Below are 15175 nucleotides of genomic sequence, written 5' to 3' on the forward strand. Positions count from 1 at the left end.
ACGCGGAGGCAGAGATTCCGCGTGCTGTGTCCGGAAGGTTGTTGTCGCCTTGGTTTCCGCAGTCGTTCAGTCCGGTACGGCGGTGCGCCTCGTGCGCGCGGTCGTCGGGCGGCGGGCGCTGCGGGTGCTTGTGCTGCTTGCGGGACTCGTCGTGCTCGGCCTCGTGTGCGGGGAGCGGGCGCGGGCGGCGGAGGGCGGCGACGCGGCGGACGTGACCGACGCGGTGCGGGGGGTGACGCGGCCCGTGGTGGAGCCCGCGGTGCGCCCCGCGCGGGATGTTGTCGATGAGGCGGCGCGGGACGCGCAAGACGCCCCGACCGCCGAGGCGTTGCCCGCGTCGCCCCGGACGCCGCGGGAGCCGACCCTGCCCCTGCCCGAGCCACGCGAGGTTTCGCCCGAGCCGAAGCAGGCGACGAAGCAGGCCTCGTCCGAGCCGAGGCAGGCCCTGTCCGGCGGCGGGCGTGTGCTTCCCGAGTCCCGGCGTGCGCCGGTCGAGCCGCGAGAGCTGTTGTCCGACGCGGGCCACCTCGTACCGAAGGCCAAGGCACTGCTCGCCGAGCCGCAGCGCGTGCTGGTCGAGCCGCAGCGCGTGCTGGTCGAGCCGCAGCGTGTACTGGCGGAGCCGCAGCGCGTGTTGCCCGAGCCGCGGCACCTGCTGCCCGAGCCCTTGCGGCCGGATGCCGGGGGCGGCGGTGCCGGGGCGACCCGGCCCGGACCCGCCGAGGCCGCGGGTGAGCACGGTGCGCGCGACGCCGACCGGGCCGGGCGTGACCGCGATGACGGTCATGGTGGACGGGGCCGCGCTGACACGGACCGGGGTGCTGCGGCGTACGGGCCGTGCCTCGACTCCTCGTACCCCTGCGGCAGTTGGAGGTCCTCGCACGGCGACGGCTCCGGCGGGAGCCGTGGCGATGAGGTGCGGGGCGGCGTCGGTGCGGCGTTCGCTGAGCACGGGACCGGTGGGGCTGAGAAGGCTCCGTTGCCCGGGCGGCCGGGCGGCTGTGTGAGTGGGCAGTCGGCGGGTGACGGGAGTTCGCAGCGTCACGCCGATCCGGGTGCGGTCCGCTGCGGCGGCCGCGGTGAGGTCCGGCTCGTGGCCGGACCGGGTGCGGCGGTCGGTGCCGCTCCGGTGCGCGACAGACACCGGGACATCCTCGAATTCCCTGGCTAGGGCGGCCCGTTCCCCGCTCGACCTGCCGCGCGGGGGCGGCATGGGTCTGCCCGCCGGTCGGAGGACCGGTTCCACAGCCAGAACGAATGCGAAGGATCCGACGACGCATGAACAAGAACATTCGCCGTTCCATTGTCATAGCCGCCGGTGTCACCGGTGCGTGGGCGCTCGGCTCGGCCGTCGCCAGCGCGGACGAACTGCCCGCGCACTCTGTCGCCGTGCCCGACCAGGCGTCCGACGCCGTCGACGACGTCAAGGTTGAGGTCGGCGACGTCCAGAAGAAGGCCCCCGTGGTGCGGGACGTCCAGGGCGCCGTGACCGACACGCGGGACAAGGTGTCCGGTGTGCGCGGCACGGTCTCGGGCGTGCAGGACCAGGTGGCCGGTGTGCAGGACAGGGTGTCCGGTGTGCAGGGCACCGTCTCCGGGGTGAAGGGCAAGGTCTCCGACGTGCGGGGCACCGTCTCCGGCGTCGAGGGCAAGGTCTCCGACGTCCGCGGCACCGTCTCCGGCGTGGACGACCAGGTCGACGTCTCCGGAGTGCGGGACCAGGTCCAGGACAAGGTGAACGTCCAGGACAAGGTGAACGTCCAGGACAAGGTGGCCGACGCCGCCCGGGGCGAGGTCGCCGACCTCGACGCGCCGGGCACCGGGGAGATCGACTACCTCTTCGGTCCCCTCTCCGCCTTCGCCCCGCAGCTCGACGGAGTGCAGAACGCCGACAGCCCCGTCGGCGACCTCGGCCCCGTCGGCGACGTCCGCGCCCCCGACGCGGACCGCACCGCCCAGCACGCCCAGGACCTCACCGCATCCACCCTCGCCACCACCGCCCCGACCGTCGAAGGCGTCTCGGACTCCGTGCTGCCGCCGGTGGCGGGGACGGCCGTCGAGGGAGTGGTCCCGGTCGCGCTCGGCGCCGTCGGGGACGCGAGCTACCTGGCGCAGGGCGTGCTCGGGGACGTGCAGCCGTTCGCGGGCGGCGTCGTCGCGGACGTGCCGCCGTTCGCGCAGACGGTCGTGGCCGACGACGCGCGGCCGTTCGCCGGGGGCGTGGTCGGGTCGGTGCGGCCGCTCGTGGAGTCGGTGACCGACCAGGTCAGCCCGGTCGTGGGCGGTGTCGGCGGCAGCGCCGACGGGCTCGTGCGGGGGGCCGTCGGCGACGTGAGCCCCTTCGCGGGCGGCGTGGTCGCCGACGTGCAGCCGTTCGCCGGGGACCTGACCGGCACGGTCGGCGCCGACGCGGGCTCCCTCGCGGGCAACGCCCTGACCGGCGCGCGGGGCGTGACGGGCGACGTCACCCCGGACTACCTGCCGGGTGGCGGCGCGACGGGCCTGCCGGTGTACGACGCGGCGTACCAGTCGACGTACAACGGCTGACCGCCCGCGCGACAGCCGCCGACGGGGCAGCCGCCGACGCGACGGCTGCCCCCCGGCCGCCCGCGCGACGGCCACCCCCGGCCGCCCACGCGACGGCCACCCCCTCGTGACCCCACGAACCCCCACATCGGCTGACCCCGAGCCACACATCAGCCGACCGGCGTACCGCGACTGATCACAACCGCAAACGCCACCCCCCGGGGCCCGCGCCGCCCTCACGACCCGAGCCGCGCGACCGCCCCACAGGCCCCGGCACGCCCGGAAACGGCGCGTGCCGGGGCTGTCCGACACGCCCGGCGGACGCGATCTGTGACCGTCATCACCGCGCAAATGTGATCTGCGATTTAGGGACGCACGTCCCACGGCGATAACCTGCGAGACGGACATGCCGCGTACCGGACTTTCGGCTACGCCTCCCTTGTGACAGCGCAGTCACGTTGCCCTTCGCGGCACGCCCACGCAGAGCACGCAGAGACTGAAGCCGCTGCACGGCGGCGCGAGATCACTGAAAAGGGACGGACGCGCGTGGACCTGTTCGAGTACCAGGCGAGGGACCTCTTCGCCAAGCACGGTGTACCGGTGCTGGCCGGTGAAGTCATCGACACGCCTGAGGCGGCGCGCGAGGCCACCGAGCGGCTTGGCGGCAAGTCGGTTGTGAAGGCGCAGGTGAAGGTCGGTGGCCGCGGCAAGGCCGGCGGCGTGAAGCTGGCCGGCGACCCGGACGAGGCCGTCGCTCGCGCGACGGACATCCTCGGGATGGACATCAAGGGCCACACGGTCCACAAGGTGATGATCGCCGAGCTGTCTCCGGAGATCGAGGCGGAGTACTACGTCTCGTACCTCCTCGACCGCACCAACCGCACCTTCCTCGCCATGGCGTCGGTGCAGGGTGGCATGGACATCGAGGAGGTCGCGGAGAAGACCCCCGAGGCCCTCGCGAAGGTCCCGGTCAACGCCGTCGAGGGCGTGACCATCGAGAAGGCCCGCGAGATCGTGGCCCAGGCGAAGTTCCCGGCCGACGTGGCCGAGGGCGTCGCCGAGGCGATGGTGACCCTGTGGGACACCTTCGTCGCCGAGGACGCGCTCCTCGTCGAGGTCAACCCGCTGGTGAAGACCACGGACGGCCGCATCCTGGCCCTGGACGGCAAGGTCTCGCTCGACGAGAACGCCGACTTCCGTCAGCCCGACCACGAGGCCCTCGAGGACAAGGACGCAGCCAACCCGCTCGAGGCTGCCGCCAAGGCCAAGAACCTCAACTACGTCAAGCTCGACGGCGAGGTCGGCATCATCGGCAACGGCGCGGGGCTCGTCATGAGCACCCTGGACGTCGTCGCGTACGCCGGTGAGAACCACGGCGACGTGAAGCCGGCCAACTTCCTCGACATCGGTGGCGGCGCCTCCGCCGAGGTCATGGCCAACGGCCTGGAGATCATCCTCGGCGACCCGGACGTCAAGTCCGTCTTCGTCAACGTCTTCGGCGGCATCACCGCCTGCGACGAGGTCGCCAACGGCATCGTGCAGGCGCTCGAGCTCCTCAAGTCCAAGGGCGAGGACGTCAGCAAGCCGCTGGTCGTGCGCCTCGACGGCAACAACGCGGAGCTGGGTCGCAAGATCCTGAGCGACGCCAACCACCCGCTGGTCCAGCGCGTGGACACCATGGACGGCGCGGCCGACAAGGCCGCCGAGCTCGCTGCGGCTGCGAAGTAAGGGACGAGGGACTCAGACCACCATGGCTATCTTCCTCAACAAGGACAGCAAGGTCATCGTCCAGGGCATGACCGGTGCCACGGGCATGAAGCACACCAAGCTCATGCTCGGTGACGGCACGAACATCGTCGGCGGTGTGAACCCGCGCAAGGCGGGCACGTCGGTCGACATCGACGGCACGGACATCCCGGTGTTCGGCACCGTCGCCGAGGCCATGGAGAAGACGGGCGCCAACGTCTCCGTCCTCTTCGTGCCGCCGGCCTTCTCCAAGGCCGCCGTCGTCGAGGCGATCGACGCGGAGATTCCGCTCGCGGTCGTCATCACCGAGGGCATCGCCGTGCACGACTCCGCCGCGTTCTACGCGTACGCGAAGTCGAAGGGCGACAAGACCCGGATCATCGGCCCGAACTGCCCGGGGCTCATCACGCCCGGTCAGTCCAACGCCGGCATCATCCCGGGCGACATCACCAAGCCGGGGCGCATCGGCCTGGTCTCGAAGTCCGGCACGCTGACGTACCAGATGATGTACGAGCTGCGTGACATCGGCTTCTCGTCGGCCGTCGGCATCGGTGGTGACCCCGTCATCGGTACGACGCACATCGACGCGCTCGCCGCGTTCGAGGCCGACCCCGAGACCGACCTGATCGTCATGATCGGTGAGATCGGTGGTGACGCGGAGGAGCGTGCGGCCGACTTCATCAAGGCCAACGTGACGAAGCCGGTCGTCGGGTACGTCGCCGGGTTCACCGCGCCCGAGGGCAAGACGATGGGGCACGCCGGTGCGATCGTGTCCGGGTCGTCCGGTACGGCTGCCGCCAAGAAGGAAGCTCTTGAGGCTGCCGGTGTGAAGGTCGGCAAGACGCCCACCGAGACGGCGAAGCTGGCTCGGGCGATCCTGGCCGGCTGACGTTCTCGCTCGCTGAAAGCGGGCCCGCGCCCCATAGGTCGGGGTGCGGGCCCGCTTTCGTTGCCCCGGGACGGGGCCGGTGTTCTGGTTCCCCGGCGCCGGGGTGGGGGTACGGGACATTGCGTTGCCCGGCACCGAGGTGCTGCGCCCACCCTTCCCCAAGCTCTCGGCTTCGCTCGAGCAGGGGAGACCCCTATCGCCCTGCGGCACGATTGCCCGCAGCACTAGCGGCAGCGGTGTCCGCAGCGGCTGCGGCCGTCGTGGTGGGGGGCTATTCCGGTTTCGGGAGCAGGCGGGCCGGGCCTCGGGTGGGTTCTTTGCGGAGCTTTTCGCGGAGGATCTCGTCCTCGTAGGACAAGGGGCCGGGGCCCATTCTCGGGGGGACGCCGCTGATGGCTCGGCCGGGGGACTGTGGGGGCTCGTAGCGGGTGGGGGCCGTGCGGACCGTGAGGGCCGTGGCGCCGATGATCAGGGCCGTGAAGGCGATGGCCGCGCGGGTCCACAGGCGGGCCCGGCGCTCGCTGCCGATGCGGACGCGGGCCGGGCGCGGCACCACCAGGCGTTCGGTGCTGCCGAGCGCGCCGAGGTGCTCGTGCAGTACCTCGGGCGGCTCGTCGGCGGCACGCAGGTGCTCGGCGACGGCCTCGCGCGCGTGCAGCAGCCGGCTCGCCGCGGCCGGAGTGCTCGCCTCCGTCTCGGCCGCGGTCTCGGGCAGGCCGAGCCCCACGCCGTCGTAGAGGAGCAGCGTGCGGCGCTGCGTGGGCGGCAGGTCGAGGAGCGCGGTGAGCAGGGCGCGGTGCGTCTCCTCGGCGGGCGGTACGTCAGGGCCGCGGTGCGCCGGGCGGAACCGGTGCCACGGGGAGAGCGCGTACTCGTGTGCGGCCGCCCGTACCCAGCCCGCCGGGTCCCGGTCCACGGCCACCTCGGGCCAGCGTTCCCAGGCCAGTTGGAAGGCGCGCTCCACGGATTCCCGGGCGAGCGCGCGGCGGCCGGTGAGGGCGTAGGTCTGGCGTACGAGGGCGGGGGCGGTGCGGGCGCAGAGGGCGTCGAAGGCGGCTTCGGCGGTCGGACGCTCGTCGGCCGAGGCGGAGCCCGTCGCCGCCCGCGCCGCGGCCCGGGCCTCCGCTTCCGCCTCCGCCTCGACCCGCGCCTCGGCCAGCTCCCGGGCCCTGGCCCGCTCCTCGGCCCGCGCCTCGGCCTCCGCCTGCACCTGCGCGAGGGTCGGCACGCCGGGCCGCGCCTGGGCCTCGGGCCGGTCGTGCGTCGCCTTGGCCTGGGCCTCGGGCCGGACCCGCGCCGCCTCGGCCTGGGCCTCGGGCCGGACCTCCGCAGCCTCGGCCTGGGCCTCGGCCCGGTCCCGCACCTCGGCCCGTTCCCCACCCCGCCCCGCCGCCGAGCCCCCCACCGCCCCGTCCACCGAGGCCCCCGCCAAGGCCCCCTCCACCAACCCCTCCAAGAAGCGGGCATAAGCCACCCGCCGTTCCCCTCGTGGGTGGGTGCGGCCCGATTCCCACGCGCGGACGGTCTCCCGGCTGACGCCGATGCTCGCGGCGACCTCGGCCTGGGTCAGGGACTTCGCCTCGCGGAGTCTGCGGCGTTCCTTGGGGGTCGGCAGTGGGACGGCAGGGCGCTGGGACATGGCTAGCCGATCCGTCGCACGAAAAAGTACATAAACGTATCTTGAGCGACACATCCGGCATTCGCCCGTTACGCGATGAAAGCGCGTGTCGTTGGGAGCATGGCCGCGTGACCGACATGACCGACCCTGGTTCATTCACGCTCTACCGGAAGCAGACGGCGCCCGGCCTCGGCACCTGCGTCATCGGCGGGGCGATCGCCGCCGGGCTCGGCCTCGGCGCGTTCGCGGTCCTGGTGATGGCCCTGTGGATCAGCTCGCCGTACCCCGACAGCGGGCCGGGCGGTGCGCTGCACGTGGCGGCCGCGCTGTGGCTCCTCGCGCACGGCACGGAGCTGGTCCGCACCGAGACGCTGTCCGGGGTGCCCGCGCCGGTGGGCGTCACCCCGCTGCTGCTGCTCGCCCTGCCCGCCTGGCTGGTGCACCGCGCCGCGCGGGACGCGGCGGACCCCGACGAGCGGGCGCTCGGCGCACGCACCGCGTGGGCGGGCGTCGTCGGCGGTTATCTGCTGGTCGCGACGGCGGCGGCGGTGTACGCGGCGGGCGGCGAGCTGCGCCCCTCCTGGCCCAGCGCGGCGGCGCACGTGCCGCTGCTCGCCGTGGCGGCGGCCGGGTTCGGCGTGTGGACGGCGCACGGCCGGCCGCCGGGGCCGCTGCCGGACGCGGTGCGGCGTGCGGCGGCCGCGCTGCCGGTGCCCGCGGCGGTACGTCGTCTCTTCGCGCCCGAACGCCTCCTCGGCGCGGCCCGCGCGGCCGTCGCGGGGACGGCGGTCCTGGTGGGCGGGGGAGCGCTGCTCGTCGGGGTCTCGGTGGTGCTGCACGGCGGCCCGGTGCGGGAGTCGTTCCTGACGCTGACCACGGTGTGGTCGGGGCGCTTCGCGGTGCTCCTGCTGGCGCTGGCGCTGGTGCCGAACGCCGCGGTGTGGGGTGCGGCGTACGGCCTCGGGCCCGGGTTCGTCCTGGGTACGGGCACGGTCGTGGCGCCGCTCGACGCGGCCGCCGCCCCGATGCTGCCCCCGTTCCCGCTTCTCGCCGCCGTACCGGAGGCCGGTCCGGGATCGCCCCTGACCTGGGCGGTCGGGGTGGTGCCCGGGGTGGCCGGATGCGTGCTCGGCTGGTTCGCGGCGCGGGCGGCGACGGCCGGGGAGTCCGCCTGGTCGGCGGGCCGGACGGCGGCGGGTGCCGGGACGGCGGCGGTGCTGTGCGGTGGCGCGTGCGCGGCCCTCGCGGCTCTGGCCGGGGGGCCGCTGGGGGCCGAGACCCTGGCGGAGTTCGGCCCGGTGTGGTGGCTCACGGGCCTGGCCGCGGTGGCGTGGACGGGGGTCGCGGGGGTGCCGGTGGCGCTGGGGGTGCGGTGGTGGCGGCTGCGGGTCCGGGCGCGGGCGCAGGCGGCCGTCGAGGCGGAGCGGGCGCGGGTGGAGGGGATGGCGGCGGGCCGGCAGGAGGGCGACGCGGAGGGCAGGCGGGGCCGGAGGTTCGGGCGTTGGGTGGCGGGGCTGTGGCGCGGGCGCAGGCGCGGGCGCGGGCGGAAGGCCGCCGAGGGGGAGGCGGTGGCCGGGCTGGTGCCCGGCGGGGCGGCCGGAGTGGTGGCTGCCCGTACGGAGTCGGTGCCGGAGGCGAGCGCGACGCCCACGACGGGCGCGGCACCCACGACCGACCCCGCGCCCACGACCGACCCCGCGCCCACGACCGACCCCCTGCCCCACGCCGACGTCGCACCCCCCACCGACCTCGCACCCCCCACCACCACCCTCCCCGACACAACCCCACCGACCACCCCCGGCCCCCTCCCCTCACCCCCACTCCCCGCCGCACCCCCACCCCCACCCCCACCCCCACCCGCGACCTTCGAGCCCTACGACTTCCTCCCCGACCCGGGCCGCGACACCTAGCCGAGACACCTGGCCGCGACACCTGGCCCCGACGCCCTCCGGCGGACGTTGATCGGCGCTCCGGAATTCGTGTACGATCTTGGTGTAACTTCGGTGCACAGCACGGGAGTCGCGCGTCTGTGGTCCAAGGAAAGACGCCCATCATCCGATGGGAAATGTAGGTGCAAGGCCTGCCGGGCGCTCCAGAGACGAAGGGCCCCTCACTCCACGAGTGAGGGGCCCTTCGCCGTTGCCGCACGACGGCCGTACCAGCGCGACGGCTCCCCCACGCATCCGTGGGGGAGCCGGTTCACCATCCGGACGGCGCCTGCCTCAGGCCCGGTGCGTCATCAGTCCCGGTCGGTGAGAAGCGGCCGCAGCTCCTTCGGCAGCAGGTCCTCGCACTCCTGCCGGGACTGGTTCGTCAGCGCGTCGTCACGGCACGTGTAGTAGTCCCGGTAGATCAGCTGCGCGGCGAACGTGGCGAGCACCATGGCCAGCGCCAGCGAGGCCGTCACCAGGCCGCTGATCGCCGCCGTGGTCTGCGGCCGTCCTCCGGCCCGCGCGGGCCGCGACCCGCCGGCCGCGCCGTTCCCCCCGGCCCCGCCCTGCGCCCCCGCCGCGCCGACCGGCGCCGGAGCCGTCGGGTCCGGCAGCTTCGGCTTGGCCCGCAGCGCGCTGATGGCCCAGTGGAGACCGAGCGCGCCGAGCAACAGCGCCACGTACCGCCAGCCGAAGAGCGCGAAGAAGAAGGCCCACATGCCGGAGAGCAGGGCGTAGCGGGCGCGCCGCTGGGCCGGGTCGGTCGGGTCCCAGCGCATGCCGCCGCCGCCCTGCCCGTTCGAGCCCGAGCCGGAACCCTCGGGGCCCTGGCTGCCGGGGCGCTCGCCGAAGCCGCCGCCGGACGACCGCCCGGGCTGCCGGTCGCTCCACTGGCTGCCCCACGGTGACTCGCCGCCGCCGGAGCCGTCGGAACCGTCGCCGCCGGACCCGTTCGCGGGCCGTCGCGGCTGCCACGGCCGCTCGGGCGTGCCCTCGGGCGGCGGCGCGAACGGATTGTCCTCGGAGGACCCGTTGCCGGAGCCGCCGGACGTACCGGAACCACCGGAGCCCCCGGACGCACCGGAGCCCCCGGAACCACCGGGCGCACCGGACCCCTCGGAGCCCCGAGGCGGCGACGAAGGCTGTCCGCCCCCGTCCCGCAGCAGTGTCGACCCGTCCCGCCCCCCGCGTGTCGGGCCGGACGCGCCCTCCGCGAGGGACGGGCCGTCCGCGAGGGGCGGGCCGTACGCGAAGGACGGTGGGAGGCGGAGGCTGCGGTCCGGCATCAGGTGTGCGTCTTCCCCTTGGTAGAGCCCGGCCCCTGGGCAGAGACTCGTCGTGTGGAACCCGGCGGCCCGGCGGAGCCGGGCAACTCGGCGATGGAGCTTGGCTACTGACTGTTCAGGCGGCTGCCCCCACAGACGCTACCTTCCGGCCGCGCCCCCGTCCCGTGAGGGGCCGCCCGGTGTGCCGGTATCGTTGCTGACGGTCGGCCGCTTCGTAGGGTTCCCCGTATCGGGGAGTACGAAGCCTTCGTACGACCGTACAAAGAGCACTCCCGAGAAAGGGCCCCGCCGTGGCCAAGGCCAAGCGCCTCGTCGTGCTGGTCTCCGGATCAGGTACGAATCTGCAGGCACTGCTCGACGCCGTCGCGGAGCACGGGGCCGACGCCTACGGCGCCGAGATCGTGGCCGTCGGCGCCGACCGGACCGGCATCGCGGGCCTGGATCGCGCCGAGCGCGCGGGCCTGCCGACGTTCGTGTGCCGGGTGAAGGACTACGCGAGCCGTGACGAGTGGGACCGCGCGCTCGCCGATGCCACCGCGGCGTACGAGCCGGACCTGGTCGTCTCGGCCGGATTCATGAAGATCGTCGGGAAGGAATTCCTGGCCCGGTTCGGCGGGCGCACGGTGAACACGCACCCTGCCCTGCTGCCCAGTTTTCCGGGGGCCCACGGCGTGCGCGACGCACTCGCGTACGGCGCGAAGGTCACCGGCTGCACCGTCCACTTCGTCGACGACGGCGTCGACACCGGCCCGATCATCGCGCAGGGCGTGGTGGACATCAGGGCCGAGGACGACGAGAGCGCGCTCCACGAGCGCATCAAGGAAGTCGAGCGAGGACTGCTCGTCGACGTCGTGGGGCGCCTGGCCCGCGACGGCTTCTCGATTGAGGGACGAAAGGTAGTTATCCCGTGACCGCCGAAGGTACGGCCACCGCCGAAGGAACGCAGCGCCCCATCAAGCGCGCACTCATCAGCGTCTACGACAAGACCGGCCTGGAAGACCTCGCGCGCGGGCTCCACGACGCGGGCGTCGAGCTCGTCTCGACCGGCTCCACCGCCGCGCGGATCGCCGCCGCGGGCGTGCCGGTCACCAAGGTCGAGGACCTGACCGGCTTCCCCGAGTGCCTGGACGGCCGGGTCAAGACGCTGCACCCGCGCGTGCACGCCGGCATCCTCGCCGACCTGCGCCTTGAGGACCACCGGCGGCAGCTCGCCGAGCTCGGCGTGGAGCCGTTCCAGCTCGTCGTCGTGAACCTCTACCCGTTCAAGGAGACCGTCGCCTCCGGCGCGACGCCCGACGAGTGCGTGGAGCAGATCGACATCGGCGGCCCCTCGATGGTCCGCGCCGCCGCCAAGAACCACCCCTCCGTCGCGGTCGTCACCAGCCCCGCGCGCTACGACGCCGTGCTCGCCGCGGTCCGCGCGGGCGGCTTCGACCTGGACGCGCGCAAGCGGCTCGCAGGCGAAGCGTTCCGGCACACCGCCGCGTACGACGTCGCCGTGGCGTCCTGGTTCGCCGACGGCTACGCGGCCGCCGACGCCTCCGGCTTCCCCGAGTTCCTCGGCTCGACGCACGCGCGCAAGAACGTGCTGCGCTACGGCGAGAACCCGCACCAGGGCGCGGCCCTGTACACGGACGGCCGCGGCGGTCTCGCCGAAGCCGTGCAGCTGCACGGCAAGGAGATGTCGTACAACAACTTCACGGACACGGACGCCGCCCGCCGTGCCGCGTACGACCACGACGACCCGTGCGTCGCGATCATCAAGCACGCCAACCCGTGCGGCATCGCCATCGGCGGGAACGTCGCCGAGGCGCACCGCAAGGCGCACGCCTGTGACCCGCTGTCCGCGTTCGGCGGCGTCATCGCCGTGAACCGGCCGGTCACCAAGGAGATGGCCGAGCAGGTCGCCGACATCTTCACCGAGGTCATCGTCGCGCCCGACTACGAGGACGGCGCGCTCGAAGCCCTCAGCAAGAAGAAGAACATCCGCGTCCTGCGCGCCCCGCAGGCGCCCTCGGCCCCGGTCGAGGTCAAGCCGATCGACGGCGGCGCGCTGCTCCAGGTCACCGACCGGCTCCAGGCCGACGGCGACAACCCGGCCAACTGGACCCTCGCCACCGGCGACGCCCTCTCCCCGGGCGAGCTGGCCGAACTCGCCTTCGCCTGGCGGGCCTGCCGCGCGGTGAAGTCCAACGCGATCCTGCTCGCCAAGGACGGGGCCTCCGTCGGCGTCGGCATGGGACAGGTCAACCGCGTCGACTCCGCGAAGCTCGCCGTCGAGCGCGCCGGCGAGGAGCGGGCCCGCGGCTCCTTCGCGGCGTCCGACGCGTTCTTCCCCTTCCCGGACGGCCTGGAGGTCCTCACCGACGCGGGCGTCAAGGCGGTCGTCCAGCCCGGCGGCTCGGTCCGCGACGAACTGGTCGTGGAGGCGGCGAAGAAGGCGGGCGTGACGATGTACTTCACGGGGACGCGGCACTTCTTCCACTGAGCGGGCACGGCACCGGACGCGGGCGCCGCACCCTCGGACCTCCGAGGTGGGCGGCGCCCGCGCCTTGTCCCACCATCGGTGGCACGAGGGGGCTCACCCGGAGCCCTCCCGCTCAATGGGGGTTTGACATGCGCGTTCGGTACAAGAAGGCACTCGTCGGTTCGGCGGCCGTGGCACTGCTCGGCGCGGGCGTCGGCTTCTCGCCCGCCGCTCACGCGGAGCCGACCGGGGCCCGAGGGGGATGCGGGGAGAACTTCAACCCGACGGTTCCGGGCGGGAAGGCGCACTGGGAGCTGACCTGCTCGGGCGGGAAGATCACGATCGAGGGCACCGTCACCGACACCAGGAACGACGGCAAGTGCGTCAAGGTGAAGGCGCAGATGCCGAACGGCGACACGAAGCGGAGCAAGGCCGCGTGCCCCAAGGGGGACAAGGAGAAGTACAAGTGGAGCGGTAGGGGCAGCAAGATCAACGCCCAGGTGTACACGTACGACGTGTAGCCCCGTGCTCGGTTCCGTGCGCCGTCAGCAGCGTTCGACCCAGCGGTGGGAGCGGGGAGCGTAGCTGCCCTCGAGGTTGCCCTGTGTGTTGACGCGGGTGCAGCCGGTTCGGCTGGTCCTGCGTTCGCGGTCGTAGCCGCTGGGGACGTAGTCGGTGCCGCGCCAGTACGCCACGTCGTGGTTCTCCTTCGACTCCTGGTCGTTGTTGAAGACGGACTTCACCGGGCGGGCGTCGGTCCAGCGGCATGTCTCGCCGCCCGTGAGCCAGTTCGGGTCGTCGCCGCGCCAACTGCACATGTCCCCGTTGCCGTTGCGCTCGCTGAAGAAGCACACGGAACCCACCGGACACCGGTGGTAGCCGTAGGAGACGGGCCAGTTGCTGTAGACGGCGCCCGCCGCGGCGAGCGAGAGCGCCAGGGCCCCGGCCACCCACGCGGTGCGCCGGGCCCTCGGCGTACGGGGCCGGGGCAGCCCCCGGGGCCGCCACGACCGGGGCGCCCGCGCGGCCCGTTCCACCCGCCGCAGCAGCGCCGCCGTGGCGTACGGCGGCCGTTCGCCGTGGGCGCGGGCCAGGCACCGGCACAGGACGTCCCGCCACTCCGCGGGCAGCGCGGGGGACAGACGCAGCTCCTCGGCGCCGCGCGCGTACCGGATCGCCGCGTCCCTGCGGGTGGCCGGGGTGCCGCCGGGCAGCGGGTAGGAGTCGGTGAGCACGACGTGGGCGAGGACGCCGAAGGCCCACAGGTCGGCGGTGGGCCGGATGCGGGTGCCGCGCTCGCTGACGTCGGGCCACAGCAGCTCGGGCGGGGTGTGGTCGGGCGTGGCGAAGGCCGCGGAGTAGGCGTGGGTGCCCTCCAGCTCGGCGGCCGTCTGGAAGTCGGCGAGCCGCACGGAACCGTCCTTGAGGACCAGCACGTTGGCCGGCTTCAGGTCGCCGTGCACCCAGCCCGCCCGGTGCAGCTGGTGCAGCCCCTCGCAGACCTGGGCGAGCAGCGCGGGCCCGCGCCGCGGCACCGGCGAGCGCTCCAGGAGCCCGGCGAGGGACTCCTCCGCCTCTTCGAGTACGAGGACGGTGGCGCCGTCGAGGTCGGGGCGGGCCGGGTCGTCGACGGTCAGGACCTCGTACATCCGGATCAGTCGGGGCGACCGGAGTCTGCTGAGGAGGGTGATCTCGCGTTCGGCGAGTTCGCGCAGCTGCCGCAGGCCACGGGGGGTGTGGGCGGTGGGCAGGAACTTCAGCGCGGCACGCGCGGGCAGGGCGTCCGACCCCGTGGCGCGCCGGGCCGCGTACACGCTGCTGAACGCCCCGGTCCCCAGGGGCTCGCGCACCTCCCAGGACCCGACCCGGTAGCCCGTGGGCACGGCACGGGGGCCTCGGGTCACCGCGGCACCTCCGTCGCTCCGGCGGCCAGGACGTCCAGGTCGTCCTCGCGCACGAGGTCGAAGCGCAGGGCGAGCCCGACGAGGGTCTCCTTCTTGCCGTTCAGGCGCGGGCCCTGGTCGGCCGATGCCGGGTCGGGCTTGAGGCGCAGCTTCACCGCCAGGTAGTCGATGTTCCACTGCACGGCGGCCCGGTTCGCCCCCGGCCAGATCGGGGCCAGGCGGGCCGTGACCTGGTCGACGGTGGGAGCGGGGGCATGCGGGGCGCCGCGCAGGCGGGGTTCGCAGAGGGCGGCGAGGACGGCGAAGTAGCGCTTGGTGGGGTCGAGGCCGAAGGCCGGGCGGGTGGTGGTGCCGTCGGGCCCGGGGCCGCCGGGCGCGTAGTCGTGCCGGGGCGCCCACACGTCGAAGTGCAGGAGTTCGCCCGCGGCGGGCAGGACGACGCGGGCGAACTCGAACGGCACCGGCGCGTCCAGGCGCCCCGGGGCGACCTTGATGTGCTCGCCCGCGCCCTCCGGGTTCTCCACCGCGTACGTCTGGTGGGCGCTGAGGTTGCTCAGGACCCAGAAGGTGCCCTGCGCGGTGATCTCACCGGCGGCGCGGGACACCCCCTCGTGCGCGAGGACCAGGTCGTTGCTCCCGGGCCGCCGCCCGAACCGCAGCCGCTCCCCGGGCGCGAGCCGGACCTGTTCCCCGTGGCCCGCTCCCGGCACCACGATCACGCTGTCTCCGGACATGACGTGTCCTTCCCCCGAAGTCCCCGTGCTTCCCCGCCGCACAGGGTAGGGAGAAGCGGCCCCGGAGATAAGGC

The 15175-nt window shown here is 73.9% G+C and carries 12 protein-coding genes; 8 read left to right on the forward strand and 4 right to left on the reverse strand.

What is annotated here, in order from left to right:
• The first annotated feature begins 49 nt into the window (after positions 1-49).
• From AB6L24_RS29200 to sucD, 4 genes are all read left to right on the forward strand, one after another.
• Positions 50-1171, forward strand: a complete 1122-nt coding sequence (locus AB6L24_RS29200) for a hypothetical protein (RefSeq protein ID WP_405660096.1) — start codon at positions 50-52, stop codon at positions 1169-1171.
• A gap of 107 nt (positions 1172-1278) precedes the next feature.
• Positions 1279-2547, forward strand: coding sequence for a hypothetical protein (locus AB6L24_RS29205; RefSeq protein ID WP_405660098.1), 1269 nt, complete (start codon positions 1279-1281; stop codon positions 2545-2547).
• Between the two features lie 525 nt (positions 2548-3072).
• The gene (sucC, locus tag AB6L24_RS29210) at positions 3073-4254 is read left to right on the forward strand and encodes an ADP-forming succinate--CoA ligase subunit beta (protein ID WP_405660101.1); all 1182 of its coding nucleotides are present in this window, start codon (positions 3073-3075) and stop codon (positions 4252-4254) included.
• A 22-nt stretch (positions 4255-4276) separates the two neighbouring features.
• Entirely contained in the window at positions 4277-5161 is an 885-nt protein-coding gene (gene sucD, locus AB6L24_RS29215; protein ID WP_405660103.1) for a succinate--CoA ligase subunit alpha, read from the forward strand.
• A 271-nt stretch (positions 5162-5432) separates the two neighbouring features.
• On the opposite strand, the gene AB6L24_RS29220 is transcribed toward sucD, so the two are convergent.
• Positions 5433-6800, reverse strand: a complete 1368-nt coding sequence (locus tag AB6L24_RS29220; RefSeq protein WP_405660105.1) for a helix-turn-helix domain-containing protein — start codon at positions 6798-6800, stop codon at positions 5433-5435.
• Between the two features lie 116 nt (positions 6801-6916).
• Here AB6L24_RS29220 and AB6L24_RS29225 point away from each other — a divergent pair, with 116 nt between their 5' ends.
• On the forward strand, positions 6917-8689 hold the full coding sequence (locus AB6L24_RS29225; RefSeq protein WP_405663405.1) for a DUF6350 family protein: 1773 nt from the start codon (positions 6917-6919) through the stop codon (positions 8687-8689).
• A gap of 329 nt (positions 8690-9018) precedes the next feature.
• On the opposite strand, the gene AB6L24_RS29230 is transcribed toward AB6L24_RS29225, so the two are convergent.
• Positions 9019-9996 (reverse strand): hypothetical protein, encoded by a 978-nt coding sequence (locus AB6L24_RS29230; RefSeq protein WP_405660107.1) that lies wholly within the window; start codon positions 9994-9996, stop codon positions 9019-9021.
• Between the two features lie 290 nt (positions 9997-10286).
• Between AB6L24_RS29230 and purN the strand changes: the two genes are divergently transcribed.
• The 3 genes from purN (at position 10287) to AB6L24_RS29245 (ending at position 12984) form a co-directional block, all read left to right on the forward strand.
• Positions 10287-10907 (forward strand): phosphoribosylglycinamide formyltransferase, encoded by a 621-nt coding sequence (purN, locus tag AB6L24_RS29235; protein WP_405660109.1) that lies wholly within the window; start codon positions 10287-10289, stop codon positions 10905-10907.
• Positions 10904-12484 (forward strand): bifunctional phosphoribosylaminoimidazolecarboxamide formyltransferase/IMP cyclohydrolase, encoded by a 1581-nt coding sequence (gene purH / locus AB6L24_RS29240; protein ID WP_405660111.1) that lies wholly within the window; start codon positions 10904-10906, stop codon positions 12482-12484. Before purN ends, purH begins: the two co-directional genes overlap by 4 nt.
• A gap of 128 nt (positions 12485-12612) precedes the next feature.
• The gene (locus AB6L24_RS29245; RefSeq protein ID WP_405660113.1) at positions 12613-12984 is read left to right on the forward strand and encodes a hypothetical protein; all 372 of its coding nucleotides are present in this window, start codon (positions 12613-12615) and stop codon (positions 12982-12984) included.
• A gap of 24 nt (positions 12985-13008) precedes the next feature.
• On the opposite strand, the gene AB6L24_RS29250 is transcribed toward AB6L24_RS29245, so the two are convergent.
• Positions 13009-14367, reverse strand: a complete 1359-nt coding sequence (locus AB6L24_RS29250) for a serine/threonine-protein kinase (RefSeq protein WP_405660116.1) — start codon at positions 14365-14367, stop codon at positions 13009-13011.
• Positions 14364-15101, reverse strand: a complete 738-nt coding sequence (locus tag AB6L24_RS29255) for an FHA domain-containing protein (protein WP_405660118.1) — start codon at positions 15099-15101, stop codon at positions 14364-14366. The genes AB6L24_RS29250 and AB6L24_RS29255 overlap by 4 nt, the downstream gene beginning before the upstream one ends.
• Positions 15102-15175 lie beyond the last annotated feature (74 nt).

The sequence above is a fragment of the Streptomyces sp. RK9 genome, from assembly GCF_045070545.1.
Taxonomy (GTDB): domain Bacteria; phylum Actinomycetota; class Actinomycetes; order Streptomycetales; family Streptomycetaceae; genus Streptomyces; species Streptomyces alboflavus.

What these genes read in the sequence shown, in the direction of transcription:
- AB6L24_RS29245 (WP_405660113.1), top strand. Translation starts at nt 12,613, where the DNA reads ATGCGCGTTCGGTACAAGAAGGCACTCGTCGGTTCGGCGGCCGTGGCA.
- AB6L24_RS29220 (WP_405660105.1), bottom strand. Translation starts at nt 6,800, where the DNA reads ATGTCCCAGCGCCCTGCCGTCCCACTGCCGACCCCCAAGGAACGCCGC.
- AB6L24_RS29205 (WP_405660098.1), top strand. Translation starts at nt 1,279, where the DNA reads ATGAACAAGAACATTCGCCGTTCCATTGTCATAGCCGCCGGTGTCACC.
- AB6L24_RS29225 (WP_405663405.1), top strand. Translation starts at nt 6,917, where the DNA reads ATGACCGACCCTGGTTCATTCACGCTCTACCGGAAGCAGACGGCGCCC.
- AB6L24_RS29255 (WP_405660118.1), bottom strand. Translation starts at nt 15,101, where the DNA reads ATGTCCGGAGACAGCGTGATCGTGGTGCCGGGAGCGGGCCACGGGGAA.
- AB6L24_RS29230 (WP_405660107.1), bottom strand. Translation starts at nt 9,996, where the DNA reads ATGCCGGACCGCAGCCTCCGCCTCCCACCGTCCTTCGCGTACGGCCCG.
- sucD (WP_405660103.1), top strand. Translation starts at nt 4,277, where the DNA reads ATGGCTATCTTCCTCAACAAGGACAGCAAGGTCATCGTCCAGGGCATG.